24 protein-coding genes are annotated in these 26,585 nt (G+C 57.0%); 10 read left to right on the forward strand and 14 right to left on the reverse strand.

Going from position 1 to position 26,585, the window contains the following annotated elements; all coding sequences use genetic code 11:
* The first annotated feature begins 77 nt into the window (after positions 1–77).
* The 3 genes from secA (at position 78) to mutT (ending at position 4,530) form a co-directional block, all read left to right on the forward strand.
* Entirely contained in the window at positions 78–2,807 is a 2,730-nt protein-coding gene (gene secA / locus QSJ80_RS04925; RefSeq protein WP_285763210.1) for a preprotein translocase subunit SecA, read from the forward strand.
* A gap of 79 nt (positions 2,808–2,886) precedes the next feature.
* The gene (gene argJ, locus QSJ80_RS04930) at positions 2,887–4,095 is read left to right on the forward strand and encodes a bifunctional glutamate N-acetyltransferase/amino-acid acetyltransferase ArgJ (protein WP_285763211.1); all 1,209 of its coding nucleotides are present in this window, start codon (positions 2,887–2,889) and stop codon (positions 4,093–4,095) included.
* Positions 4,096–4,110: 15 nt separating this feature from the next.
* Entirely contained in the window at positions 4,111–4,530 is a 420-nt protein-coding gene (mutT, locus tag QSJ80_RS04935; RefSeq protein ID WP_285763212.1) for an 8-oxo-dGTP diphosphatase MutT, read from the forward strand.
* A 3-nt stretch (positions 4,531–4,533) separates the two neighbouring features.
* On the opposite strand, the gene yacG is transcribed toward mutT, so the two are convergent.
* The 5 genes from yacG to pilB form a co-directional block, all read right to left on the reverse strand.
* Complete coding sequence (yacG, locus tag QSJ80_RS04940; protein WP_285763213.1) at positions 4,534–4,737, reverse strand: DNA gyrase inhibitor YacG; 204 nt, start codon at positions 4,735–4,737, stop codon at positions 4,534–4,536.
* A 98-nt stretch (positions 4,738–4,835) separates the two neighbouring features.
* The gene (gene coaE, locus QSJ80_RS04945; protein ID WP_285763214.1) at positions 4,836–5,435 is read right to left on the reverse strand and encodes a dephospho-CoA kinase; all 600 of its coding nucleotides are present in this window, start codon (positions 5,433–5,435) and stop codon (positions 4,836–4,838) included.
* Between the two features lie 6 nt (positions 5,436–5,441).
* Positions 5,442–6,326: a prepilin peptidase gene (locus QSJ80_RS04950; RefSeq protein ID WP_285763216.1), complete on the reverse strand. Its 885-nt coding sequence runs from the start codon at positions 6,324–6,326 to the stop codon at positions 5,442–5,444.
* Positions 6,327–6,363: 37 nt separating this feature from the next.
* Complete coding sequence (locus QSJ80_RS04955) at positions 6,364–7,581, reverse strand: type II secretion system F family protein (RefSeq protein ID WP_285763217.1); 1,218 nt, start codon at positions 7,579–7,581, stop codon at positions 6,364–6,366.
* A gap of 4 nt (positions 7,582–7,585) precedes the next feature.
* The gene (pilB, locus tag QSJ80_RS04960) at positions 7,586–9,295 is read right to left on the reverse strand and encodes a type IV-A pilus assembly ATPase PilB (RefSeq protein ID WP_285763218.1); all 1,710 of its coding nucleotides are present in this window, start codon (positions 9,293–9,295) and stop codon (positions 7,586–7,588) included.
* Positions 9,296–9,675: 380 nt separating this feature from the next.
* Between pilB and QSJ80_RS04965 the strand changes: the two genes are divergently transcribed.
* Together QSJ80_RS04965 and QSJ80_RS04970 are read left to right on the forward strand one after the other, a co-directional pair.
* Positions 9,676–10,161: a pilin gene (locus QSJ80_RS04965; RefSeq protein WP_285763220.1), complete on the forward strand. Its 486-nt coding sequence runs from the start codon at positions 9,676–9,678 to the stop codon at positions 10,159–10,161.
* Between the two features lie 558 nt (positions 10,162–10,719).
* Positions 10,720–11,205 carry a pilin gene (locus QSJ80_RS04970; RefSeq protein ID WP_434219171.1) on the forward strand — a complete coding sequence of 162 codons (486 nt, stop codon included), beginning with the start codon at positions 10,720–10,722 and terminating at the stop codon, positions 11,203–11,205.
* A 68-nt stretch (positions 11,206–11,273) separates the two neighbouring features.
* Here the strand turns inward: QSJ80_RS04970 and imuA are convergent, their stop codons facing one another.
* Complete coding sequence (imuA, locus tag QSJ80_RS04975; RefSeq protein WP_285763223.1) at positions 11,274–12,077, reverse strand: translesion DNA synthesis-associated protein ImuA; 804 nt, start codon at positions 12,075–12,077, stop codon at positions 11,274–11,276.
* 325 nt (positions 12,078–12,402) lie between these two features.
* On the opposite strand from imuA, the gene dcd reads away from it, so the two are divergent.
* The 4 genes from dcd (at position 12,403) to QSJ80_RS04995 (ending at position 14,716) form a co-directional block, all read left to right on the forward strand.
* Positions 12,403–12,972: a dCTP deaminase gene (gene dcd / locus QSJ80_RS04980; protein WP_285763224.1), complete on the forward strand. Its 570-nt coding sequence runs from the start codon at positions 12,403–12,405 to the stop codon at positions 12,970–12,972.
* Positions 12,972–14,174 carry a BaiN/RdsA family NAD(P)/FAD-dependent oxidoreductase gene (locus tag QSJ80_RS04985; protein ID WP_285763225.1) on the forward strand — a complete coding sequence of 401 codons (1,203 nt, stop codon included), beginning with the start codon at positions 12,972–12,974 and terminating at the stop codon, positions 14,172–14,174. Before dcd ends, QSJ80_RS04985 begins: the two co-directional genes overlap by 1 nt.
* A gap of 13 nt (positions 14,175–14,187) precedes the next feature.
* A complete protein-coding gene (locus QSJ80_RS04990; protein WP_285763226.1) occupies positions 14,188–14,373 on the forward strand; it encodes a hypothetical protein in 186 nt (61 codons plus the stop codon).
* A gap of 124 nt (positions 14,374–14,497) precedes the next feature.
* On the forward strand, positions 14,498–14,716 hold the full coding sequence (locus QSJ80_RS04995) for a DUF3820 family protein (protein WP_285763227.1): 219 nt from the start codon (positions 14,498–14,500) through the stop codon (positions 14,714–14,716).
* Here QSJ80_RS04995 and QSJ80_RS05000 read toward each other — a convergent pair.
* The 4 genes from QSJ80_RS05000 to QSJ80_RS05015 form a co-directional block, all read right to left on the reverse strand.
* Complete coding sequence (locus QSJ80_RS05000) at positions 14,713–15,540, reverse strand: transglutaminase domain-containing protein (RefSeq protein ID WP_285763228.1); 828 nt, start codon at positions 15,538–15,540, stop codon at positions 14,713–14,715. The two genes, QSJ80_RS04995 and QSJ80_RS05000, sit on opposite strands and share 4 nt — an antisense overlap.
* Before the next feature lie 15 nt (positions 15,541–15,555).
* A complete protein-coding gene (locus QSJ80_RS05005) occupies positions 15,556–15,786 on the reverse strand; it encodes a DUF350 domain-containing protein (RefSeq protein WP_285763229.1) in 231 nt (76 codons plus the stop codon).
* A gap of 367 nt (positions 15,787–16,153) precedes the next feature.
* Entirely contained in the window at positions 16,154–16,987 is an 834-nt protein-coding gene (gene fghA / locus QSJ80_RS05010) for an S-formylglutathione hydrolase (RefSeq protein WP_285763230.1), read from the reverse strand.
* A gap of 13 nt (positions 16,988–17,000) precedes the next feature.
* Positions 17,001–18,110 (reverse strand): S-(hydroxymethyl)glutathione dehydrogenase/class III alcohol dehydrogenase, encoded by a 1,110-nt coding sequence (locus QSJ80_RS05015; protein ID WP_285763231.1) that lies wholly within the window; start codon positions 18,108–18,110, stop codon positions 17,001–17,003.
* Positions 18,111–18,382: 272 nt separating this feature from the next.
* On the opposite strand from QSJ80_RS05015, the gene QSJ80_RS05020 reads away from it, so the two are divergent.
* On the forward strand, positions 18,383–20,860 hold the full coding sequence (locus tag QSJ80_RS05020) for a TonB-dependent receptor plug domain-containing protein (RefSeq protein WP_285763232.1): 2,478 nt from the start codon (positions 18,383–18,385) through the stop codon (positions 20,858–20,860).
* 84 nt (positions 20,861–20,944) lie between these two features.
* On the opposite strand, the gene QSJ80_RS05025 is transcribed toward QSJ80_RS05020, so the two are convergent.
* The 4 genes from QSJ80_RS05025 to nuoL all read right to left on the reverse strand — a co-directional run bounded on the left by QSJ80_RS05025 (position 20,945) and on the right by nuoL (position 26,584).
* Positions 20,945–21,403: a hypothetical protein gene (locus QSJ80_RS05025; RefSeq protein WP_285763233.1), complete on the reverse strand. Its 459-nt coding sequence runs from the start codon at positions 21,401–21,403 to the stop codon at positions 20,945–20,947.
* A gap of 115 nt (positions 21,404–21,518) precedes the next feature.
* Positions 21,519–23,108 carry an NADH-quinone oxidoreductase subunit N gene (locus QSJ80_RS05030; protein ID WP_285763234.1) on the reverse strand — a complete coding sequence of 530 codons (1,590 nt, stop codon included), beginning with the start codon at positions 23,106–23,108 and terminating at the stop codon, positions 21,519–21,521.
* A gap of 48 nt (positions 23,109–23,156) precedes the next feature.
* Positions 23,157–24,722, reverse strand: coding sequence for an NADH-quinone oxidoreductase subunit M (nuoM, locus tag QSJ80_RS05035; protein ID WP_285763235.1), 1,566 nt, complete (start codon positions 24,720–24,722; stop codon positions 23,157–23,159).
* Positions 24,719–26,584 carry an NADH-quinone oxidoreductase subunit L gene (gene nuoL / locus QSJ80_RS05040; protein WP_285763236.1) on the reverse strand — a complete coding sequence of 622 codons (1,866 nt, stop codon included), beginning with the start codon at positions 26,582–26,584 and terminating at the stop codon, positions 24,719–24,721. Before nuoL ends, nuoM begins: the two co-directional genes overlap by 4 nt.
* Between the last annotated feature and the right edge of the window lies 1 nt (position 26,585).

The raw sequence follows: 26,585 nt of genomic DNA on the forward strand, positions 1-26,585 counted from the left end.
TCAGCGCGCCTTACTGTTTACTTGCATCCTCCGGCGCAGGCCTACTGCGCTGCTATCAATAAAGTGGTTTTATAAGAATGATTGGCAAAGTCTTCCGTGCGGTCTTCGGCTCCAAGAACGACCGTGAAATCAAGCGCATGCGGCGCATCGTCAAGCGTATCAACGAGCTGGAAGAGTCCTATTCGGCGCTGGACGACGCGGCCCTCAAGGCCAAGACCGCGGAATTCCGCGAGCGTCACGAGAAGGGTGAATCCCTGGATGCGCTGCTGCCGGAAGCCTTTGCCGCCGTGCGTGAATCGGGCAAGCGGACCCTGGGCCTGCGCCACTTTGACGTACAGATGATCGGTGGCATCACCCTGCACGAAGGCCGCATCGCCGAGATGCGCACCGGTGAAGGTAAGACCCTGGTGGCGACACTGCCGGCCTACCTGAACGCCATCACCGGCAAGGGTGTTCACATCGTAACCGTGAACGATTACCTGGCCAGTCGTGACGCCAACTGGATGCGCCCGGTCTATGAATTCCTGGGCCTGAGCGTTGGCATCGTGGTGTCCATGCAGGATCCGCTGCAGAAGAAGTCCGCCTACGAGGCCGACATTACCTACGGCACCAACAACGAATTCGGCTTCGACTACCTGCGCGACAACATGGTGCTGCGCCTCGATGACCGCGTACAGCGCCCGCACAACTTCGCCATCGTGGATGAGGTGGACTCCATCCTGATCGATGAGGCCCGTACCCCGCTGATCATCTCCGGCCAGGCCGAAGATTCGTCCAAGATGTACATGCACATCAACACGCTGATTCCACAGTTGCAGCGTGCGGCCGAGGGTGGCGAAGGCGACTTCACCGTGGACGAGAAAACCCGTCAGGTGGAGCTGACCGAAGAAGGCCACCAGAGGGTGGAAGACCTGCTGACCAGCAGTGGTGCCCTGCGCGAAGGTGAAAGCCTGTACGCACCGAACAACCTGGGCCTGCTGCACCACGTGCAGTCCGCACTGCGCGCGCACAACCTGTTCCGCAACGATGTGGATTACATCGTGCAGGACGGCCAGGTGGTGCTGATCGACGAGCATACCGGCCGGACCATGCCGGGCCGCCGCCTTTCCGAGGGCCTGCACCAGGCGCTGGAAGCGAAAGAGGGCGTGCAGATCCAGAGCGAGAGCCAGACCCTGGCTTCCACTACTTTCCAGAACCTGTTCCGCTACTACCCGAAACTGGCGGGCATGACCGGTACTGCAGATACCGAAGCCTTTGAATTCCACCAGATTTACAGCCTGGACGTAGTGGTGATCCCCACTAACAAGGAGATCGCGCGCCAGGACCTCAACGACCTCGTCTACCTCACCAAAGAGGAGAAGATGGATGCGATCGTCGAGGACATCAAATACTGCCGCGAGAAGAACGCACCGATCCTGGTGGGTACCGCGTCCATCGAGACTTCTGAAGAGATGTCCCGTCGCCTGCAGAAGGCGAAGATCCAGCACCAGGTACTGAACGCCAAGTTCCACGAGAAGGAAGCGCATATCATCGCCCAGGCGGGCCGTCCGGGTACCGTGACCATCGCCACCAACATGGCGGGTCGTGGTACCGATATTGTCCTGGGTGGTAACTGGGAGGCGGAAGTCGAGGCACTGGAAAACCCGACCGAAGCGCAGATCGCCAAGATCAAGGAAGACTGGCAGAAGCGCCACGACACCGTGATCGAGGCCGGTGGCCTGCACATCATCGGTACCGAGCGTCACGAATCCCGCCGTATCGACAACCAGCTGCGTGGCCGCGCCGGCCGTCAGGGCGACCCGGGCATGACCCGTTTCTACCTGTCGCTGGAAGACAACCTGATGCGTATCTTCGCCTCCGACCGGGTGAAGAACTTCATGAAGATGCTGGGTATGGAAAAGGGCGAGGCTATCGAGCACCGCATGGTTTCCAATGCCATCGAAAAAGCACAGCGCAAGGTGGAAGGCCGTAACTTCGATATCCGCAAGCAGCTACTGGAGTACGATGACGTTGCCAATGACCAGCGTCAGGTGATCTACCAGCAGCGCAATGAGCTGCTGGATGCGGACAATATCAGCGATGCCATCACCGGTATCCGCGAGGATGTGGTCAACAGCATTATCGATGGTTATATCCCACCGCAGAGTATCGAGGAGCAGTGGAATATCGCGGGCCTCGAGCAGCAGCTGGCTGGTGAGCTGGGCCTCGAACTGCCGATCCAGAAGTGGCTGGACGAAGACCGTAACCTGCACGAAGAGAACCTGCGCAAGAAGATCGTGGACTCCGCACAGGAAGCCTACGACGCGAAGCTCAAGCGCATTGCGGAAAACACCGGCGACGAGAAACTGATGGCTTCCGTGGAGCGCCAGGTGATGCTGCAGGTACTGGACCAGCTGTGGAAGGAACACCTTTCCAGCATGGATCACCTGCGTGCCGGTATTGGTCTGCGTGCTTACGCGAACAAGAACCCGAAACAGGAATACAAGCGCGAGTCTTTCCACCTGTTCGAGTCCATGCTGGACAGCCTCAAGCATGAGGTGGTACGCGTGATGGCGCATGTGGAGCCGATGACTCGCGAGCAAATGGAAGAGATGGAAGCGCGCCGCATCGAGGCAGCCAAGCGCCAGCAGATGGAGCTGCAACACGCAGCGGCATCCGCGCTGGAGCAGGAGAATGCCGAGGTGGGTGGCGCGCCCAAACCGCAGACGCCACAGACACGTGGCCCCAAGGTTGGCCGTAACGATCCCTGCCCCTGCGGTTCCGGCAAGAAATACAAGCAGTGTCACGGTAAGCTCGGCGCTGCGTGAGGCTGGTAGATTTTGAAAAGGGGCCTCAGGCCCCTTTTTTAATGTGTATGGAAATTAGAAGTAAAAGGAATTCACAAGAATGACTGACCAGAAAATACAGCCGGCAGCGGTAGAGGGAGTTGAGTTGGCGGCCTACCCGGCGCGCATCAAACAGTGGGACAGGGACGACCTGGTGCTGGTCAACATCTGCGAGGGCGCGACCGTCGCCGCTACCTTCACCCAGAATCGTTTCTGTGCGGCACCGGTCACGATTGCCAAGGAGCACCTGGCTGCGGGCCCAGCGCGGGCACTGATCATCAACGCCGGCAATGCCAATGCCTGTACCGGCGAGCGCGGCCTGGCCGACGCCAAAGCCAGCTGTGCCAAGGTGGCGGAGGTGCTTGATGTACAGGCAGAACAGGTGCTGCCGTTCAGCACCGGCGTTATCGGTGAATACCTGCCGATGGAAAAAATCCTGGAAGCAATCCCGCAGGCATCTGCCAAATTCAGTGGTGATTGGGAGCCGGCCGCGCGTGCGATCATGACCACGGACACGGTACACAAGTTGGCGAGCCGCCAGGTAGAGATTGATGGTGTCACGGTAACCGTCAGCGGTATGTCCAAGGGCTCCGGCATGATCCACCCGGATATGGCCACCATGCTCGCTTACATTGCTACCGATGCGCCGGTTGCGCAGGAGCTGCTGCAGGCGCTGGTACGCAGGGCCGTCAACGCGTCTTTCAATCGTATCTCAGTGGACGGAGATACTTCCACCAACGACGCTTGCGTGTTGATCGCGACTGGTAAGGCTGGCTTGCCGGAGTTTACCGATGCAGGCGACCAGGGTTATGCCGATTTGGAAGCGGCGGTAATCGACGTACACCGCGAGCTGGCACAGGCCATTGTCAAAGATGGTGAGGGCGCGTCCAAATTTGTCACTCTGGATATCCGCGGGGGTACTTCGTCTGATGAGTCTCTGGCAGTCGGTCGTGCGCTCGCCGTCTCACCGCTTGTAAAGACAGCGCTCTACGCATCAGACCCGAACTGGGGCCGCTTGGTGGCTGCCATTGGCAATGCCGGCATTGCAGACCTGGATCCAGTACGCGTCAGCGTCTATCTGGATGATGTGCAGATTGTCGAGCATGGCGGCCGCGCCGCCAGCTATACCGAAGAGGCGGGGCAGGCTGTGGTGGATAAGGCAGCGTTTACGATCCGGGTAGAGCTCGGTCGCGGTAATGCGGATGAAGTGCTGTGGACCTGCGACCTTTCTCATGATTACGTCACCATCAACGCGGAATACCGTACCTGACGGGAATAAATTGAAGTGACCGTAAAAATTATCAATCCGTTACCGAAAGTGCATGTTGCGGTTGGAGTCATTATCGACCGTGACAACCGCATCCTGATTTCCAAGCGTCACAATCATTTGCATATGGGCGGCCGCTGGGAATTTCCCGGCGGCAAGCTGGATGATGAAGAAGATGTGCAAGGTGCGCTGGCGCGCGAGCTGCTGGAAGAGCTGTCCATCGAAGTGAGAGCCTCCGCACCGCTGATCGTGGTGGAGCACGACTATGGCGAAAAGGTCGTACTACTGGATGTCTGGTGGGTGCACGATTTTGCCGGCGAGCCGCATGGTGCGGAGGGGCAGGAAGTGCGTTGGGTGAGTGTGGAGGAACTGGGTGATTACCAGTTCCCGGACGCGAATACGCCGATAGTAGAGGCTGTTAGAAAGGCCCTGAGTTAGTATTCAATGATGAGTGGGGTTATCGAGATCTTCACTCATCACGTCATCAAAGACCGGCGAGCCTTCTATTCTATGGCTCTCGCTAGCCCAGTCACCCAGATCAATCAACTTGCAGCGCTCAGAGCAGAACGGCCGGTGCGGATTCTCCGGAGAAAACTCGGTCGCTTTCTTGCAGATCGGGCAGTTCACCTTTGCCGGCTTTTTCACAACACATTCCTTAAATAAATCTTTGAGTTGGTCTGCGTAGACACTAGGCGCATTTTAATCGAATCGGCCCTGCGATCCAAAAGGTGGCTTAAAGCGGCCTATTGGCGTGCAGCCAGCGCCAGGTATTCGAGATGGAGTTTGCCCACCTGCGCCTGTAGGGATTGGAGGGTGCCGCTGTTATCGATCACATCATCGGCACGCTCAAGGCGCTTCTCACGCGGCATCTGCGCGGCCATGATGGCCCGGATTTGCTGTTCATTGTTTTTATCGCGCGCAGTCGCGCGGGCGAGTTGCACATCCTCCGGCACATCGACCACGCAGTTGCGGTTAGTCAGCTCGTGCTGTTCGGTTTCAAACAGCAGCGGGGTTTCCAGAATGGCGTAGGCGCTGGTGGCGCTCTGCAGGCGTGCGATGGTTTCCTCGCGGATCAGCGGGTGCAGCAATGCTTCCAGCCATTCACGTTTTGACGGGTCTGTGAACACCTGCTCGCGCAACCAGGCCCGGTCCAGCTCTCCGCTTTCCGCAATCGCCTCAGGGCCGAAATAGTCTGCGATCTTGGTGAGGGCAGGCCTGCCGGGCTCTACCACCACGCGGGCCATCTGGTCCGCATCGACCACAGTAATGCTATGCTCCTGGAAGTAGCCGGCAGCGGCGGACTTGCCGCTGCCGATACCGCCTGTCAGGCCGACGATAAACACGGGGGCTTACTGGCCCAGGCCGGAGACGGCCATATACCAGTCCCAGATCTCTGTGCCCCACAGCATCGCAATCCAGCCCGCACCGGCCAGGAACGGGCCGAAGGCAATCGGCAGGTTCTTGTCGCGTCCGGCAATCAACGTCCAGGTGATACCCACTACGGCACCAACGCCGGCGGACAGGATGATCACCAGCGGCAGGATCTGCCAGCCAAGCCAGGCACCGATAGCGGCAAGGATCTTGAAATCTCCCGCGCCCATGCCTTCCTTGCCGGTGATGAGTTTGAACAGGTGGTACACGGACCAAAGCGCGAGGTAACCTGCGATCGCACCGATCACAGCGTCCTGCAGCGACGTGAACACACCGAAGATATTGAACAGCAACCCGGTCCACAGCAATGGCAGGGTGATGTCGTCCGGTAAAAGGTGGTGGTCAAAGTCAATGCCGGTGAGCGCTACCAGTGCCCAGGTAAACAGGATGGCGCCGGCAGCCTGCCAGGTAGGGCCGAAGTGCCACACCACGAACGCGGTCAAGAGGCCAGTGATCAGTTCCACACCCGGGTAGCGTGCAGAAATTCGGGTGCCACAGTTACCGCATTTTCCGCCCAGCATCAGGTAGCTGATCAGCGGGATGTTGTGCCAGGGCTTGATCTCCGCCTCGCACTTGGGGCAGTGGGAATGGGGTAGCACCAGGTTGAATGGGGCTTCAAGATCCGCCTTGTCTGCTTTGCATAATGGCAGATCAAAATGCTCGTGATAGCCCAGCTTGAACTCCCGCTCCATCATTAGTGGTAAGCGGTAGATAACTACATTCAGGAAGCTGCCAACCAGCAGCCCTAAAACAAAAGCGCTGCCTAAAAGCAGCGCCTTGTTCGCAAACAGCGTTTCTAACATATCTTCTTATTCTTAAGGCTGTTTCTTAAAAGTCTCTTTAGACGACCTGACCCAGCTGGAAGATCGGCAGGTACATGGCGATCATCAGGCCGCCAATCAAAATACCTAGAACCGCCATAATCATGGGTTCCATGAGCGCGGTGAGGTTGTCGACTGCGTTATCGACAGCTTCTTCATAGAAGTCAGCACACTTGGCCAGCATATCGTCCAGCGCACCGGACTCCTCACCAATTGCTGCCATCTGGATTAGCATACTTGGAAACAGGCCTGTGCTACGAATCGCGGCGTTTAGGGGGATACCGGTGGCCACGGAATCCCGGATCTGCATGGTGGCTTCTTCATAGACCACGTTACCGGTAGCGCCGGCGACGGATTTCAGCGCATCGATCAGAGGTACACCGGCAGCAAAGGTGGTGGACAGGGTGCGGGCAAAACGTGCGGAAATGGAATTGTAAGTAATATCTCCAAAAATCGGCATGCGCAGTGCTAGTTTGTCGAAAATTTCCTGAACTTTTTTGCTACGCTTCTTGGCCTCAATCAGGCCGCCCATCGTTAACAAAGTTGCAATAAGGAGGTAGAACCAGTTGGCTTGCATCCATTCGGACATCCCGACGACTAAAAGAGTGAAGGCTGGCAGGTCTGCACCGAAACTGGAGAAAGTCTCTGCGAACTGGGGCACTACCTTTACGAGCAAAATTGCTGTCACCACAATTGCCACCACGATGACCGCAATCGGATAGGTCATGGCTTTCTTGATCTTGGCCTTGAGTTGTTCCGTTTTTTCCTTGTAGGTGGCAATGCGGTCCAGCATGGTTTCCAGTGCGCCGGACTGCTCACCGGAAGCCACCAGGTTACAGAACAGGCTGTCGAAGTGTAGCGGGTGCTTGCGCAGGGATTCGGCGAAGGAAGTACCGGATGCCACATCCAGTTTGACCTTGTTCACAAGTTCGCGCACACCCTCATTATCGAGGCCATCGGCCACGATATCGAAGCTTTGTACCAGCGGTACACCGGCCTTCATCATGGTGGCCATCTGCCGGGTGAATAGGGCGATATCTGCCGGTGTAACTTTTTTTGATGCTCCAAATAAGGGCTTGGGCTTCTTGCGAACGTTATTGGCAATAATGCCCTGCTTGCGCAACTGGGCCTTGACCAGAGCAGGGCTGGTGCCGTTGATTTCACCCTCGACCTTATTGCCCTTTGCATCCAGACCCTTGAACAGGAACGTGATACTTGCCGTTGGAGTATTTGCCATTTATTTAGTCCTTGGTAACACGGTTGGCTTCTTCGAGGCTGATAATACCCATGGCGACCTTGCGCAGAGCAGAAATTCGCAGGTTATTGAAGCCTTGTTCTTTGGCCTTGTCGGCAATCTCAATGGAGTTGCCGCCTTCCATGATAATACGGGAGATCTCGTCGGTGATGCGAACCACTTCATACACGCCCACCCGGCCCTTGTAGCCGCGGGAGCAATGCTCGCAACCCACCGGCTCATAGATCTGCCAGTCACTGCGAGGGATGTTCACTGCATCGAACCCTTCGTCCTTCAATATTTCCTCGGGAATATCTGCCGGTTTCTTGCATTCTTTACAGAGGCGTCTCGCGAGGCGCTGGGCAATAATCAGGCTGACGGAGGTTGCCACGTTGAATGTGGGCACACCCATATTCAACAGTCGGGTCAGGGTTTCGGGCGCGGAATTGGTGTGCAGTGTAGAGAGTACCAAATGACCGGTCTGGGCGGCTTTGATGGCAATCTCTGCCGTTTCCAGATCCCGGATCTCACCCACCATGACTATGTCCGGGTCCTGACGGAGGAAGGAGCGCAGTGCTTCGGCGAAGGTCAGGCCTACCTTGTTGTTTACGTTGACCTGGTTGACCCCTTCAAGGTTGATTTCCACCGGATCTTCCGCGGTGGAAATATTGGTCTCCGGCGTATTGAGGATATTCAGGCCGGTATACAGAGATACGGTTTTACCGGAACCGGTGGGGCCCGTTACGAGAATCATGCCCTGAGGTTGTGCCAGCGCATCCAGGTAGAGTTTCTTCTGGTCTTCCTCGTATCCGAGCGCATCGATGCCCAGCTTGGCGGAAGACGGGTCCAGGATACGCAGTACGATCTTTTCTCCCCACAGGGTGGGCAGGGAGTTGACCCGAAAGTCGATGGCCTTGTTCTTGGACAGCTTCATTTTTATGCGGCCGTCCTGCGGAACGCGTCGCTCTGAAATGTCCATCTTGGACATCACCTTCAATCGCGCTGAAAGGCGGCCGGCCAGCTGGATTGGTGGCTTGGCAATCTCATGCAGTACGCCATCGGTCCGCAGCCGTACCCGGTAGGTTTTTTCGTAAGGCTCAAAGTGGATATCGGAGGCGCCGGTGCGAATCGCATCCAGTAGAACCTTGTTCACAAAACGTACAACCGGGGCTTCATCGCCGCCGGCATCGTCGTTATCATTTGGCTTTTCCTGTCCGGATTCTACATCTAATGAATCCAGATCCTCATCGTCCAACCCTTCCAGTCCGCCGCCGATGTCGTCGCTGTTGTTCAGGTAGTTATCGATGGCCTTGGAGAGCTTGTCTGCCTCAACCAGAATTGCCTCTGTGGTGAGGCCGGTATTGAACTTGATTTCATCCAGGCCAGAGAGGTTGGTGGGATCTGCCACCGCCACGAAAAGACGGTTGCCACGCTTATATAAAGGCAGCGCGAAATGCTTGACGATAAGCTTGGAATCTACCAGATCCTTGGGGAGTAGATCGAAGTTATAGGCGCTCAGGTCATAGAGTGGGCTGCCAAACGATGTTGCAGCGAGCGAGGCTAGTTCCGAGGATTTGACCAGCTTTGCCTCGACGGCATGTTGCGCGAAGGTGTGGCCGTCCCGCCGGGCCGCCTTAATAGCTTCCTGAGCGGTAGGTTCGTCGATGATCTGGTCGGCCACCAGCTTCTTGGCAAGGCCACTGATAATAATGCTCATTATTTGTACGCTTAAAGCTTATACGCTCGGTTAAGAGCTGGTTATTGTACGTGCGTCTACATTTTATTCTGCGCCGCGCATTACGAGGGGCCTACTTCCTATAGGTAACAAAAGGACTATAGCGGATGGCTTTACGTACGCCAACGTTAAGGGGTTGGTTAATTTTTGAGTAGGAAAATTTTTCTCACGAGGTGACAAAAAATGTCAGCAACTGCTAATTGGCGGAAAGTTAATGCGTACAAGGAAATAAAATTCTTAAGAAAAGGTTCGCAAGTTGTTGATTTCGGGCTTGCGTAAGTTGGCACGAAGCTTGTATTGTTTCCTGCGACTACTCCTCGGGGGGGTCCCGAACAATAACTGTCTGGACGGAGACAAATAGAATGAAAAAACAACAGGGTTTTACTCTTATTGAATTGATGATCGTTGTTGCGATCATCGGTATTCTGGCTGCGGTGGCACTACCGGCTTACCAGGATTACACCATCCGCGCGAAGATGTCAGAAGTGGTTTTGGCTGCTAGCTCTTGCCGTACTACTATTTCTGAGGTTTCCCAGACTGGTCTGGCAGCAGCGCCGACCGGCGACGACTTTGGCTGTGGCGAGGGTGTAACCCCGGTTTCCCAGTACGTTAACGTGATCAATACTACTGCGGCGGGCATCGTGCAGGTAACTGTTCAGGGTATTGATCCTGCCGTAAATACTCAGGTTGTTGAGCTGCGCCCGTTCTCTAACGCTGGTGCGACTACCGCATCTGTTGCTGCTGATTTCGTTCGCGGCACTGCAGTCCCGGTTCGCGCTTGGCTGTGTGGTCCGCAGGACGCTTCTGCCCTGGACGTTAAATACCTGCCGGCTACCTGTCGCGACTAAGGCGAATGTAGGCTTGGCTTAATTGATCCTGAGTCAAAGGTATACAAAAGGCTCCGCCATAATTGGCGGAGCCTTTTTTTGTTCTGTCTGCTTTGGCTTGGTTTTCGAGTGTATATCTTAGGTTGGCTTCTCACTATGGTTTGTCTCTCAGTGCTATTTGTATGATGTGGAAAATAATTAACTTCAATTTTTCTGAGAAATTTATCTTCCTGGTTCCGCCTTTTCTGCTGTTTTAGCTAGTAGGCTGCTGTATATTTCCGGCAGTTAAGCTCCCTTTCCGGATCGCTTCTTTCCTCTTCTTTTTTGCTTCTTTCTCGCTATTCGCGAATTGCGAAGATAACTGCGCCGAAATTCTCCATCCGGCGCGGTATCCCGCTTGTGTGCTTAATCTGGTGACTACAATTCCCCTGTCCGGAGCGGTCGGCCGGAAAAACAATAATGAGCGGCTGGACTTCAGCTTCTTCTCCTGCGGTGTTCAACGGTTTTTGCGATCGGGAACATTGTGCGCTTCAAGCATGGGGGCGGGAATATCTAATAATGTATGGAGACACAATAATGTTGACTAAACAGAAGGGATTCACCCTGATTGAATTGATGATCGTGGTGGCGATCATTGGCATTTTGGCTGCGATCGCTTTGCCGGCATATCAAAATTACACGGTAAGAGCGAAGATTTCTGAGGTCGTGTTAGCGGCATCTTCTTGTCGTACTAGCATTACGGAAAGCATTCAAAGTTCTACTGGAACAACTTTACCTGGAGTTGGCGAGTGGGGCTGTGAAACTGCAACTAATGATACTAAGTATGTTGCCTCAATCGCGACTGATGCGAATGGTGTTATCACTGTAACCACCTCAGCAGCGCCCGATCTGCCAACTGACGCTCGAAACGTGTCGATTATGTTGACACCTTACACTAACACTGGAACTACAATCAGAGCGATTGCTAATTCTGATGTTGGGGTAATTGTGCATAGTTGGATTTGTGGCCCTGCAACTACTACACCGATGCCAACTAATTATTTGCCGGGTTCTTGCCGGGGCTAAATATATAGTTTTGTTCGATGCTAAAAGCCCCGCACCGCGGGGCTTTTTTGTTGGTTCTTATCCTGGTATTAATGCCACAACCCCAATCCTCCAGCCTGCTTCTGCTGCGGTAACGCAACCTTCCTGCCGGAAGTCACTGATACCACCCGTGCACTCTGCTGTTGTTGCGGTTGTGCCGCGACAGGCTTGCGCTTGTCTGTGCGGTGGATGCCGCGCGGCAGGTACACCACCTGGCCGCTGGGGCCGCCGGCCTGCTTCAGTACCTCGATCTTCATGTGTCCCGGAATCTTGCCGAGGTTGATCCGCAGCGGTGCCGGGGACGGGCTCTGGCCGTAGGCGGCCGGGCGGATATGGAAATGCAGGCAGTGATTTTCCTTGGCGGCTACTTGCAGGCGGCGCAGGTCGCGGTCGGTCAGGTGCTGCTCGCCCTGCCAGTTGATCAGTGCCGCTACGCAGCCGGAGCGCAGGCTCTGTTCAATGGCCCAGAGCTCGTCGCGGTTGTTCTTCGGTTGCAGTATCAGGATGTGCTCGATGCGCACGCCGGCTACCGCCAGCGCGCCGGGATTCAGCTTCTTCGGCGGGTTTACGAAGACCACGGTCTTCTGTTGCTGGGTCAGCTCGGCCAGCAGGGGGCTGAGCAGGGACAGTTCGCCGACACCTATACCAGAACCTTCAGTCTCTATGAGCAGTTCGGTGCTGCCATGCTTGGGCCAGCCTTTGTTCGCGAGGGCGCAGTTCAGCAGGTGATGGCCGGTACTCGGGCCCCTGGTCTGGGAGTCAGCTGGGGTGCCGCTGCCATCCTTGCCGGCCTGCCAGATATCGGGGCGCTGCAGGATTTGCGCTAACTTGTTGTTCTGGCTCAGGTTTTTCATGCTGTGCTTCCCCTTGAAGTCCTTTGGGCGGCCGCTCTGCTAACTACCTCGTGTACCTCTCGAGTTGCCTTCGATGCCTTTGTGTTTGTTTATACAGTGCAATAGTGGGTATTTATACAGTATCAATACTGTATGTGCAAACAGTGCCTGGGTGGCAGTGGTTGTGGGGCTTGCAGGTCCGGGATGACGGCCTGTCCGGCTTTTGTGCAGGGGGCAAAACCGCTATGATGCGTGCCTCTCCAGCCCCCGTACGACAAGGGCTGGGCTGCTATCTAGACAGAAAGCAGAACCAGAACCAACCAGCAGCAGTGAGGCAGTAGCACCTATGGCAATCAAGTCGGACAAGTGGATCAAGCGGATGGCAGCAGGGCAGGGCATGATCGAGCCGTTCGAGCCCGGCCAGGTGCGCCACGGTGACAACGGTGATCGCCTGATCTCCTACGGCACTTCCAGCTATGGCTACGATGTGCGCTGCTCCAACGAGTTCAAGATCTTTACCAATGTGCACTCTGCCACGGTAGACCCGAAGAATTTCGATGAGTCCAGCTTTGTGGATATCACTGCAGACGAGTGCATCATCCCGCCGAACTCCTTTGCGCTGGCCCGCACCGTGGAGTACTTCCGCATCCCGCGCAATGTACTGACCGTGTGCCTGGGCAAATCCACCTACGCGCGCTGCGGCATCATCGTGAATGTGACCCCGCTGGAGCCGGAGTGGGAAGGCCACGTGACCCTGGAATTCTCCAACACCACCAACCTGCCGGCCAAGATCTATGCCAACGAAGGTGTGGCGCAGATGCTGTTCTTCGAGTCCGATGAGGTATGTGAGACTTCTTATAAAGACCGCGGTGGCAAGTATCAGGGCCAGACCGGAGTGACACTCCCGAAAACCTGATGAGCGATTTTCCTAGCCAGGTCGATGTACTGATCATCGGCGCCGGCGCTGCGGGACTGATGTGTGCCGCAGTGGCCGGGCAGCGTGGCCGCAGTGTGCTGGTGGTGGACCACGCTAACAAGGTCGGCAAGAAAATCCTGATGTCCGGCGGCGGTCGCTGTAATTTCACCAATTACTACTGCGCGCCGGAAAACTACTATTCCGCCAATCCCCACTTCTGCAAGTCTGCGTTGGCCCGCTATACCCAGTGGGACTTTATTGCCCTGGTCGAGAAGCACGGTATTCCCTATCACGAGAAGACCCTCGGCCAGCTCTTCTGCGATAACAAGTCGCGGGACATCCTCGATATGCTCCTGGCGGAATGCCGCGCGGCCAGGGCGCAGGTGCGCACCAAGTGTGGGGTCGACAGGATCGAGGCGCTTGAACACGGTTATCTGGTGCATACGGCACTGGGACGGGTGCATGCCGAATCTCTGGTGGTCGCCACCGGCGGCCTGTCGATTCCAACCATGGGCGCGACCGGCTTCGGTTTTGATATCGCACGCCAGTTTGGCCTCAAAGTGCTGCCCACCTATGCCGCGCTGGTGCCATTTGTCACCGCGAAGAAGTTGCGCGAGGCCATGACGGAACTGGCTGGCAGCGCCACGCCGGTGGTGGCCAGCTGCGCGCACCCGAGTATGGGTGAGGGCAGCTTTCGTGAGGCGATGCTGGTCACCCACAAGGGTCTCAGCGGCCCGGCGGTACTGCAGATTTCAAGTTACTGGAAGGCGGGGCTGCCGGTGGACTTCAACCTGTACCCGGATGGCGACCTGGGTGAGTACATGCTCGCACAGCGTGCGCACAAGCCGGACAGCCAGTTGCTCACGGTGCTCTCCAGCCTCTGGACCCGCAAGCTGGCCGCGTTCTTTCTGCCCGAGGGCGAGAACCGCCCGCTCAAGCAGTTCAGTGACAAGGCACTGGCGGAGCTGGGTGAGCGCTTGCAAACCTGGCGCGTGTGGCCGGAAGACACCGAGGGGTATCGCACTGCCGAGGTGACCATGGGTGGCGTGGACACGGATGAGCTGAGTTCGCGTACCATGGAATCGAAGAAGCAGCCGGGCCTGTACTTTATCGGCGAGGTGGTGGACGTGACCGGCTGGCTCGGCGGATACAACTTCCAGTGGGCCTGGAGTTCCGCGCACGCTGCCGGCGAAGTTGTTTAACAGGAGGCCGCGGATGGGCGACGTAATCCAGTTCAAGAAGAAAACACCCTGGGAGCGCCACAAGGGCAAGAGCCTTTGTCGCGATGGCTTCCACAAGTGGCAGGTGGTCACCGAGCGCAAGTTCGATGTGAAACAGGGCAAGCTGGTGACCGAGTATCGCTGCCAGCGCTGTGGCAAAACGAAAACCCAGCTGCAATAAACGCGCTCGCCAACGTGCTTTTTAAGACACGCTGTAAATACATCCCTGTACGCTCGACGGCCGCGTCCATGCGGCCGACGGTCTTAAAAAGCACTTTCGGCAATCACGTACAACTGAAGAAATTATGAATCCTGAAGACCTGAAAGCCCTGGCCACCATGAAGATGCCGTTCGGAAAGTATGCGGGGCGTGTGCTGATCGACCTGCCGGAAGAGTATCTGCTCTGGTTTGCGCGCAAGGGTGAGTTTCCGAACGGGCGCCTGGGGGAGCTGATGGCGCTGGCACTGGAGATTCGGATGGAGGGTCTGGAAGGCCTGATCAAGCCCCTGAAACGTTCAAGCTAAATATTCTTGCTCGAGACAAACCGCGACTTGCGGTTCCACAGTTCGCCGCGGTACTCGCCAATGTGCACACTTTCGTGACCTTCCTCGGACAGGCTCCAGAAATACTCACGATTGAACTGGAACTTCGGCCGGTAGCCGAGTGCGAGTTTGGCCAGCGGCATGGAGGCCCAGGTGGTTGAGCGGCGCTTGCTGGTCGCCTCCAGCAGGTATTCCTTGTCGTCAATAATCGCCACCACCCACGCGTGCTCCTCGCCTTTGTGGGTGCCGAGCACTACCCGCGCATCCACACCCAGTTCGATCAGCCAGTCTGCCAGGACAATCGCATGATCCTCGCAGTCGCCGCGGCGCTGGTAAAACCCTTGGCGGGAGTTCTGCCAGATGTCCTGCAGGCCGGCGTAGCTCTGGTCATCCTTTACGTAGTGCTTGCGCATCGCAATGGTGTAGAGCGGTACCCAGATCTTGTCTGTGTGAAACGGCTTGAAGCCCACCAGGAAACTGTTGGCAATGTAATGCTTGCCATCCAGTCCGCGCGCAGACGCAGTTACTTCCTTGATGCCGAGCCAATCCCAGATGACGATATAGGACTGCGTGTTCGGCGGTCGTTTGCTGATGCTACGGCGGATGGCGATATCACTGAGGGGCAGGGCGGTGCCATCAACCAGCACTGTGCCGGTCTGGTCGTCGTAGACGATGCGCCCCGGGGAGGCATTGCGATAGGCGGCGCTGGGCAGGCGCGGCACGGCGTGGTCCTGGCGCGAATCCAGCCAGATCTTGGGTGCCATCAGCAATGCGGTAACAACCAGCATGCAGACCAAGATGCGCATCGGACTATTTATGCCTCAGCCTTTCATGCCGAACGCGATAATAAAGGCCACGAATAGCAGGATGGTGGAAGCGAAGATCGCCACGGCGACGTTGCCCGCCTTGAGCTGTTGCTCGATCTTGATCCCGGGCATTAGTTTCTTGTCGATGATCAACAGCGAGGCGACGCCGATAAATAGGGCGAGGAAGGTGTAGATAATGTTGACGCCCAGATTGAACAGGGTCGCCGCGATAAACTCAAACTCCATGGCACAAACCCGATTGGTTAACCACGGATTTTATAGCTTGGGCGATCGGTGCTTCCAAATAAGGCGTGACGATAAAAAAAGACGATCAGAAAAATTGGGAGCCGGGGGCTGGGACTTTACTATTGAATTAACTCAGTAACAGAGAGTGTTGAGAGTAAAGATTCCCGGGAGACCCCGGCGTGACCGGGGCATATTAAAAGCGGTCCGTAACTGACTGGACAAACACCGTAAACAGGCCCGCAGCGGGCAGCACCCAGTGAGATGAGCGGTTCAGTCCAGATCTACTGTTGGTCTAAGCGATCGAGGCAACAGCCCTCCGATCGCTTTTTTGTATCTGTCAGTTTTGTAAGTTAGAGATTCCTGCCGATTAAATTGACTCCGCGTGGAATCTTATATGTTCGCCGATAAAGCTGGCGATATAGAAGTAGCTATGGTCATACCCATCGCGAATACGCAGGGTCAGGTCCACTTCGGCATCCAGGCAGGCCTTTTGAAGCAGATCGGGTTGTAGCTGTTCCAGCAGAAACTGATCGGAGCTGCCCTGGTCTACCAGTAACTGGAAATCACACCCGCGGTCTGTCACCAGCGCGCAGGTATCGTACTCGCGCCAGGTTGCCTGATCACTGCCCAGGTAGCCGGTCAATGCCTTCTGCCCCCATGGGCACTGGCTGGGTGCGCATATCGGGGCGAATGCGGAAACCGAGCGGAATAACTTCGGGTGTTTGATGGCGATGGTGAGTGCACCATGCCCGCCCATGGAATGACCGGAGATGGAAAAGCGCCTGGGGTCTACCGGAAAATGGTTTTTGATTAGTTCCGGCAGCTCGCGGCTGATGTAGCTGTACATCTGGTAGTTTGCCGCAAACGGTGCCTCCGTCGCGTCAACATAGAAACCGGCACCCAGGCCAAAATCCCAGCCGCCATCCGGGTCGTCTGCGACACTTTCGCCGCGGGGGCTGGTATCCGGGGCGATTAGTGCCATGCCGAATTCTTCCGCGTAGCGCTGCGCCCCCGCCTTCTGCACAAAGTTCTCATCGGTGCAGGTGAGACCGCTGAGCCAGAATAGTGCAGGCACTTTGGCCGTCTCCGCGCTGGACGGCAGGAACACGGAAAAATGCATTGGGATATTGGTGCTGGATGACTCGTGTTTGAAGCGCAACTGGCGCCCGCCGAAGCAGCGGTTCTCCGATACCTGTTCCATATCTGTTGCGCCCCTAGAATGTAATGACTGAGCGAATGCTCTTGCCCTGGTGCATCAGGTCGAAAGCACGATTGATATCTTCCAGTGGCATAGAATAGGTCACCATCTCGTCGATCTTGATTTCCCCTTTCATGTAACGCTCCACATAGTCCGGCAGCTGCGTGCGCCCCTTGACCCCGCCAAACGCAGTACCGCGCCATACGCGCCCGGTGACCAGCTGGAACGGGCGCGTGCAGATTTCCTGGCCGGCACCGGCCACCCCGATAATCACGGATTCACCCCATCCCTTGTGGCAGCACTCCAGCGCGGAGCGCATCAGGTTGGTGTTGCCTACGCATTCGAAAGAGTAATCCACACCGCCATCGGTCAGCTCCACCACCACATCCTGGATGGGTGCATCGTAATCCCTGGGGTTTACGCAGTCGGTGGCGCCGAGCATTTTGGCCATTTCAAACTTGTCTTCATTGATATCGATGGCGAGGATGCGCTCGGCCCTGGCCAGCACCGCCCCCTGGATAACAGACAGGCCGATGCCGCCGAGCCCGAACACCGCAACGGTAGAGCCCGGTTCGACTTTCGCGGTATTCAGCACCGCGCCAATGCCAGTGGTGATGCCGCAGCCGAGCAGGCAAACCTTGTCCAGCGGTGCGGCTTTGTTGATTTTGGCCACGGCGATTTCCGGGACCACAGTGTATTCCGAGAAGGTGGAAGTACCCATATAGTGATAGATGGGCGCGCCGTTTTTGGAAAAACGGCTGGTGCCGTCCGGCATCAGGCCCTTGCCCTGCGTTGCGCGGATGGCCTGGCACAGGTTGGTCTTTCCTGACAAACAGAACTTACATTGGCCGCATTCCGGCGTATAGAGCGGGATGACATGGTCGCCCGGGGCAACGCTGGTAACACCCGGGCCGACTTCCTGTACGATCGCGCCGCCTTCATGTCCGAGTACTGCCGGGAAAATACCTTCCGGATCTTCGCCGCTCAGGGTAAAGGCATCGGTATGACAGACGCCGGTTGCCACCATTTGGAGCAACACCTCGCCCTGTTTTGGTGCGGCCAGTTCAATTTCTTCGATCTCCAGCGGGCTTCCGGCTTTCCAGGCAACGGCGGCGCGAGTTTTCATCCTTGAAATCCTTTTTTCATTTCAGTTCTTTAACGATGTTAAGTGCTGAGTGGATATAGAAAAAGGCACAGCGGGTAGAAAAGTGTGAGGTGTGTCACATCTGCGGAGCGGCGTACTTGGTACGCATGCGCCATATGCACCAACTTGTAACTTTTTGGCACTGGAATAAACATAGTTGGCATTGTTTTTGCGAAATATTTGTGAAAGTGTTGCTCTGCGCCAATAAGAAGCGCGAGCATACGAAAACCAGAACGAAAATTTTAGGGAAGATCATGAAGAGAAAAAACCAGCTGACGACACCGGTTTCCTTGCTGGCGCTTGCCATTAGCATGGCGAGCCAGCCCGTGTTGGCCCAGGACGACGACAAGGTCCTTGAGGAGGTCATCACAATCGGTACGCGCGTTGAAGGGCGCTCCGTTACCGATTCCGCCGTGCCGATCGATGTGGTTACCGGAGAGGATTTCCTTAACCAGGGTGACACCGACCTGAACACCCTGATTCGCAATGTGGTGCCTTCCTATAACGTCAACACGCAGCCGATCAGTGACGCGGCCAGTATCGCGCGCCCGGCCAACCTGCGTGGCCTCGCTCCGGATCACACTCTGGTGCTGATAAATGGCAAGCGTCGTCACCGCGCTGCAGTCATTACCTGGCTCGGTAATGGTGTATCCGACGGCTCCCAGGGCCCGGATATCTCCATGATTCCGGCAATTGCACTGGACCAGGTGGAAGTCCTGCGTGACGGTGCTGCGGCCCAGTACGGCTCCGACGCCATCGCCGGCGTGATCAACTTCAAGATGAAGGATGCTGCCGAAGGTGGCAGTGTAGAGATCAAGGCCGGCCAGTTCTATGAAGGCGACGGTGACCAGTTTACCGTAGCGGCCAACTACGGCATGCCGTTCACTGCCAATGGTTTTGCCAACGTCAGCTTTGAATACGGCAGCACCGACGCGACTGACCGCAGCGTGCAGCGCAACGATGCGGCCGCACTGATTGCCGCCGGTAACACTGACGTTGCCAACCCGGCGCAGGTATGGGGCCGTCCGGAAGTGAAAGACGACCTCAAGGCCGTGTTCAACATGGGCGTTGACCTCGGTGGCAACAAGGAGTTCTACAGCTTCGGTAACTACGGTTCCAAGACTGTGGACGGTGGCTTCTACTTCCGTAACCCGGAAACCCGTGGTGCAGTGTACGCGAATGGCGGTACCCCGCTGATCGGAGACCTGGACCCGAGCAACGGCATTATGGATTGTGCCGGCTTCAGTCACGCCGATGCCATGAACAGCGCCGAGTGCTGGTCTTTCCAGGAAATGTTCCCGGGCGGATTTACCCCGCGCTTTGGCGGTGACGTGACCGACCTGGCAGGGGTTGCCGGTGTACGCGGCACCATGGAAAACGGCTGGGACTACGACATCAGCGCGGGCCTCGGCTACAACGATGTGGATTTCTTTATCTACAACACTGTTAACGCTTCCCTCGGGCCGCAGTCCCCGACTTCTTTCAACCCGGGTGACTACTCCCAGCTGGAAAAAACCTTCAACGCAGACTTTGTGAAGGGCTATGACGTTGGCCTCGCTTCCGAGCTGAGCGTTGCGACCGGTTTCGAATGGCGCGATGAAGTGTTCGAGATCACCACCGGTGACCAGGCTTCCTATGAGATTGGCCCGCTGGCGGAGCAGGGCTTTAGTGCTGCCTCAAACGGCTTCCCGGGCTTTGGCCCGCTGGCCGGTGGCAAGTGGAGCCGCTCCAACGTGGCTGCGTATGTGGACCTGGAAGCGGATGTTGTTGAAGGCTGGCTGATGGGCATGGCGCTGCGCTTCGAGGACTTCGAAGACTTCGGTACCACCACCAACGGCAAGCTCTCCTCAAGCGTTGCGGTGAGCGAGAACGTCAACCTGCGCGGTTCCTGGAGCACCGGTTTCCGTGCACCGACCCCGGGCCAGTCCAACGCGTTCAACGTTTCCACCGAGTTTGACCTGGCCCTCGGCGACCTGGTTAACAACGGCACCATCCCGTCTACCAACCCGGTAGCGGCACTGCGTGGCGGTGAGGCGCTGGATCCGGAGAAATCCACCAACTGGACCATCGGTGCGGTATTCAGCATCGGCGAAGTGGATATCACTGTTGACTACTTCAATATCGAAGTGGAAGACCGTATCGCGCCGTCGCAGAACTACTCCCTGACCCAGATGGAAATCGACGACCTGGTAGCGTCCGGTGTGACCAGTGCAGCGAACCTGCAGAACTTCCGTTTCTTCACCAACGACTTCGATACCACCACCAAGGGCTTCGATATCGTTGCGTCCTACTCCACGGATGCGATCGGTGACAGCACGGACTTCAGCTTCGCGTATAACAAGACCGATACCAATGTCGACAGCTACACGCCGACCACCATCGACGAGACCCGTATCCGCGAGCTGCAGGAAGGCCTGCCGGGCACCCGCTGGAACCTGTCTTCCAACACCCTGTTGGGCGACTGGCGTTTCATGGCGCGCGTCAGCCACTACGACGAGTGGTTTGACTCTGAAGATGGCCAGGTTTACGGCAATGAGATCATTGTGGATGCGGAAGTTGCCTACAACTTCAATGACAACGCGTCTGTTGTGATCGGCGCCCAGAACCTTCTGGACGAACTGCCGGACGAGAACCCGGGTGCTGCAGACGGTGTTGGTAACCGTTACAGCCAGTTCTCACCGAGCGGCTTTGAAGGCGGCTTCTACTATGTCCGTACTCGCTACGAGTTCTAATACGAGTTCTAAATAGTACAGCCCAACAAAGAAGCCCGGCTTTTGCCGGGCTTCTTTGTTTCTGGGCTTAACAAATTCAGGGACTCACATATCCCAGAGTGAGTTGGTCGCCATGGACAGGGTAATGCGTTCCTTGTCCTGGATCTGTTTGAGGTTATCAAACACTTCCTTGGCTTCCTGCGACTCGATCAGCGCATAGACTTCCTTGTACAGCTCGGAGAAGTAATTATCCACTTCCCGACTGAGGCGATTGATGTCCTTGATGCCCGGCTTTTCGCCAAGTTCCTGCTTACGCAGGAAATCGATGGCATTCTCCTCCTGGGTGTATTGCAGCCAGGTGTTCATGAATTTTTCCGGCGCAACGCTGCCGTAGTTCTTGAGGTTGTTGGCAAGCCGCGTTTCAAACTCGATCATATGGTCGAGCAGCAGCCGTGTGCGGGCGTCTTCGGTGGTATCCTGCAGGTCGGTGTAGTAGTCCGCCATGTCCTGATGAAATTTCTTTGCATCCTCCAGGACATCCCGCGCTTGTTTGAATGTCTTCATGTTTGAACCCTTTCGTGGACGCGTCGCGGAAGGCGCGTTTTATTGCTCTCGTGCCGGTACTGCTGGCGTTTCTTTTATTGTGATTGGCCTGTTCAGGTTGGTGACTTTCCGGGTGTTACTGAATCCAGTTAATCAGGATTTGGGGGAAAATGCCAAACGCGAGTAATGCAACGGTCAGAACTGCAAGAACCATTTGCCCACTGATGGCAATACTGACTCCCTCATGGGTAAGTTTAGCACTGGGCGACACTTCGCCCGGCGACACTTCGCCGGACGACGCATCGTCATGCACAACAGCGCCGGGGCGCTGCACCATCATCACAATAATCCTGAGATAGTAGTAGAGGCCAATGGCGCTGCCCAGAATTACGGCGCTTAGAAGCGCCCAGTAACCGGCCTGCACGCCGGCTGCAAAGATATAGAACTTGCCGATAAAACCGATGGTGAGCGGAATGCCGGCCAGGGACAGGAGCATCATGGTGAAGCTGGTTGCGAGCCAGGGCGAGCGCCAGAACATGCCCTTGTAGAAGCTGATCCGGTATGGCGAGCTCTGAGTATTGGCCCGCCGTGCATAATCTGCAGTCAGGCTTACCACGGCGAATGCCCCGAGTGTGGTCACGATATAAGCAACCAGGTAGTAGATCACCGCCTCGCGCCCGAATTCCTGCCGGCCCACCAGAAACGCCACAATCAGGTAGCCGATATGGGCAATGGAGGAGTAGGCCAGCAGCCGCTTGATATTCTCCTGTTGCAACGCAAGCAGGTTTCCGGCCAGCATGCTGGTTACTGCCAGTACGGCAAAGACCTGCATGGGGGCGCGCATTTCGAAGGCGCCGATGTCGGAAAACAGTTTCAGGGTAATGGCGATCACCGCACCTTTACTGACGGTAGCCACATAGGCTGTCGCGGGGGTGGGCGCACCCTGGTAGACATCCGGGGTCCAGAAGTGGAAAGGCGCAAGAGAAAGTTTGAACGCAATGCCGATCAGCAGCAGCACCAGCCCGATGGCAAGCAGCACCGGCGTACCCTGACCTGCCGCCGCAGCAGCATTGATTGCGGCGAACTGCAGCTGGCCATACTGCGCGTAGATCAGCGCAATACCGAACAACAGGAACGCCGTCGCGAGCGCGGAAAGCACCAGGTACTTGAAGCCCGCTTCCAGTGCCTGGTCCTTGCTGCGGCTGTTGCGATTGGCGTGAATCGCCGGGAATGCAATGAGTGCGTAAAGGGCGAGACCCATCAGTTCCAGCCCGAGAAACAGGGTGGCGAAATGACTGGCGGAGACCAGCACTATCGCGCCCAGCAGCGATATCAGCAGGAGCAGGTAAAACTCTTCCTGAAAGGTGGGGCGGGTGTGGAAATCACCTTTGTTTCTTTTCTCGCCGGAGTCCTCCGGCTGGATCGCGGTGCCCTGCTCAAAACTATGGAAAGCCAGAATCGAGACCACCGCTGCGCTCAGCAGGAACAGCAGGTAAAACAGCAGGCTTTCGCGGCTGACAACCAGCAGGCCGGTAACGGCGATTGGGTCTGTCTCCAGCAAAGGCGACACATTAAGCGTTGACCAGACGGTTACCGCAATCCCCAGAAGTGTCAGGCCAAGCGTCAGGCGATGATTACGCAGGAAGGCAACGATCAGCATCAGCAGTATGATCACACCGCTGAGCGTGAGGATGGGTGTTAACGCCTGGAGTGCTTCAGCATTCATGGGTATTGCTCTTGTTGTGATTCATGGGTGCGAGCCGCCATTGATTGTTCAGGGCCATTGCCGGAGTGCCGGTGTTGCGCCTGTGTCCGCCAGCCTGCTGCTTGGCAGTACAGATTGCGCAGCCTGGGCAATGGTCTCGGCACTGGGGGCGCTGAGGTTAAACACCAGCTTGGGCAATAGCCCGAGTGCCACCAGCAGCAGCGCCATGGCCAGTAGCGGTACGCTCTCGCGCGGCGTTACGTCGGCAAAAGCCTGCGGTTCGTCTGCCTGCTGGTCGCGGGTTTTTCCGAAAAATACCTTCTGCATCATGATCAGGGCATAGACCGCCGCACCGATCAGGCCAATCGCGGCGAGCACAGTTGCCAGCCGGTTTGTAGGGAAGGCGCCCAGTAAAACCGTGAACTCCGCGATAAAGTTGCCAAGCCCCGGCAGACCGAGGGAGGCAACGGCGAAAAACAGGGCAATGGCAGCCATACGCGGCGCCTTGATCCAGAGGCCGCCCATGCGGTCCATTTCGCGCGTATGGATACGCTCCTGGATCATGCCCACCAGTGCGAACAGGCCCGCAGTGCTGAGGCCGTGAGCAATCATTTGCATGATGGCGCCCTGGATGGCCAGGGTGTTGAGGGCAAAGATGCCCAGCAGCACAAAGCCCATGTGGCTGACACTGGAATAGGCCACCAGGCGTTTCATATCGCTCTGTGCAAATGCCAGTTTGGCCCCGTAGAGGATACTGATCGCACCGATGGCCATGGCTACCGGCGCAAAGGCGGCGCTGGCCTCAGGAAAGATCGGCAGCATAAAGCGGATCAGACCGTAGGCGCCGGTTTTCAGCAGGATGGCGGCGAGGATGATACTGCCGGCGGTTGGTGCCTGGGTGTGCGCATCCGGTAACCAGGTGTGCAGCGGCACGGCCGGCAGTTTTACCGCAAACGCGATAAAGAAGCCGAGCATCAGCCAGAAGGCTGTCGTGGGTGCGAGGCCATGGTCCAGCAGCTGGCGGTAGTCAAAGGTCACCACACCAGTGTTCTGGTAATTGAAGTACACCAGCGCGACGATCGCGAACAGCATCAGCAGGCTGCTGGCCTGGGTGAAGATAAAGAACTTGATTGCCGCATAGATGCGGTTGCCGTGCCCCCAGATTGCGATCAGGAACAACATGGGAATCAGCATCACTTCCCAGAAAAAGAAGAACAGGAACAGGTCCAGTGCGGTAAACACGCCAACAATGCCAGCCAGGGTCCAAAGGTAATTGAAGTGGAAGAACCCGACCCGGTCATGAATCTCTTTCCAGGAGGCGAGTACCCCGGCGATACCCAGCAGCAGGGTCAGCAGTATGAGCAGGTAGCTGAGGCCGTCGAGCCCCAGAATCAGGTTGACCCCAAAGCGCGGGATCCACTCGGCGCTGACCAGTTCCCACCACTGCGCCTGCGCCGCCACACTAGTGCCGGACAGTGCTGCGCTGACATTGCCGTTGAAGTTCATCAACAGCAGCAGGCAGGCGACGATGCTTGCGAGGGAAACCCAGCGGCTGCCGTCCGGCCTGAACTGTTCCGAGAGCCAGGCCAGTACGCCGCCGGCGAACAGGATGGAGATGATGCTTATCTGGATCATAGCAGGGCCACCAGTGCCAGTATGAAGATGGATCCGGCTACCATGGTCATGGCGTACCAGCGTAATTGCCCGGTCTGTGTTGCGGATAGCTGGCGGTGCAGTACCTGGCTCACCTGGATCGTGAATTTGTAGAAACTGTCGACGATGTCACTTTTGTTCAGTCCGGCGAGGCCGGTGAAAGGCCGCACCAGGAGTGCATCATAGGCTGCATCGAAACCCCAGCCGTTGCGCCACCAGGGCGCCAGCTGTTTGCCAAACCACGTCTTGCTGCCTGCATTCTCGGCGAACCAGCCTTTGCGGAACGCGAAGAGGGCGATGGCGAGGCCGATCAGCGGTGCGGCGATCGCGATGATCTCTGCGGTATGGTTGATCACCAGTTGCCCGGTTTGGGCAGGGTCTGTTGTGAATACACCGGCAAGTGGCAGCGTCAGCAGCCCACCGGCTAGTGCCAGTGTGCAGAGCACCAGTAGGGGCCCGCTCATGATTGCGGTATTGGCATCGTTGCAGTGCTTGCTGGCGCTGCCCTCTTTGCCGAAGAACACCAGCAACAGCAGGCGGAAACTGTATACGCCGGTAACGATGGCGCCGAGGGTGCCGAGCAGCCACAGCCAGTGCAGGCCGCCAAAATGATTCCAGGCTTGTAAGAGAATGGCGTCCTTGCTGTAGAAACCGGAAGTAAATGGCAGTGCGGCCAGGCAGGCGCAGCCAATGACAAAGCTCAGGAAGGTCACCGGCATCTTCTTGCGCAGTCCGCCCATGCGGAAGATGTCCTGTTCATGGTGCAGGCTCAGGATCACCGAGCCGGCGGCCAGGAACAGCAGGGCCTTGAAAAACGCATGCGTGACCAGGTGGAAGATGCCAGCGCTCCAGGCGCCGACGCCGAGGGCGAAGAACATGTAGCCGATCTGGCTGATGGTGGAGTATGCCAGTATCCGCTTGATGTCGGATTGCACCAGCGCGCTGCAGCCGGCGATAAACAGGGTGAGGGCGCCGACGGTAGCGACCGCCATCATTGCAAACTCCGAGGCCTCGAACAGCGGATGGGTGCGCGCGATCAGGTATACACCTGCAGTTACCATGGTTGCGGCATGGATCAGGGCGCTGACCGGGGTGGGGCCGGCCATTGCATCCGGTAGCCACGTCTGCAGTGGCATCTGCGCGGACTTGCCGACGGCGCCGCCGAGCAGCAGCAGTGCTGCGAGTGTGGCAATACCAGCATCGACGCCTGGCGCACCGGCCTCGCCGTTGATCTGCTGGATATCCAGGGTGCCGAAGTGCATGAACAGCACACACAGGCCGATGGCCATGGCGGTGTCACCCACACGGGTAACGATAAAGGCTTTTCTCGCGGCGGCGCCGTTGGCGGCGTCCTTGTACCAGAAACCGATCAACAGGTAGCTGCACAGGCCCACACCTTCCCAGCCGAGGTAGAGCAGTGCCAGGTTGTCGGCCATGACCAGTATCAGCATGGCGCTGACAAACAGGTTCAGGTAGGAGAAGTAGCGTCGATAGCCGTCGTCGCCACGCATGTAACCGGCGGAGTAAAGATGGATCAGGAAACCGACGCCGGTAATCACACCCAGCATGACCAGGGTGAGCCCATCGATATAGAAACTGAAGCCGGCCTGCAGGCCCCCGGTGTCAATCCACTGCCAGGCAGTGACCGTGAATGGCTCTGCGCCATTGGCGAGGAACTCCCGCCCGATCAGCGCTACCAGCAGCGCCGCCAGGCCGACCGAGCCGGCGCCAATGATTGCCGATAGCGTCTCTGGGATTTCTTGCTTTCGAAACAATGCTGCGCCGGCCAGCAAAACAAAGCCGATAAACGGTAGCAGCGGTACCCAGCCGATATAGTCCTGCATG

This window comes from Biformimicrobium ophioploci (genome assembly GCF_030270605.1).
In the GTDB taxonomy this organism is placed as follows: domain Bacteria; phylum Pseudomonadota; class Gammaproteobacteria; order Pseudomonadales; family Cellvibrionaceae; genus Biformimicrobium; species Biformimicrobium ophioploci.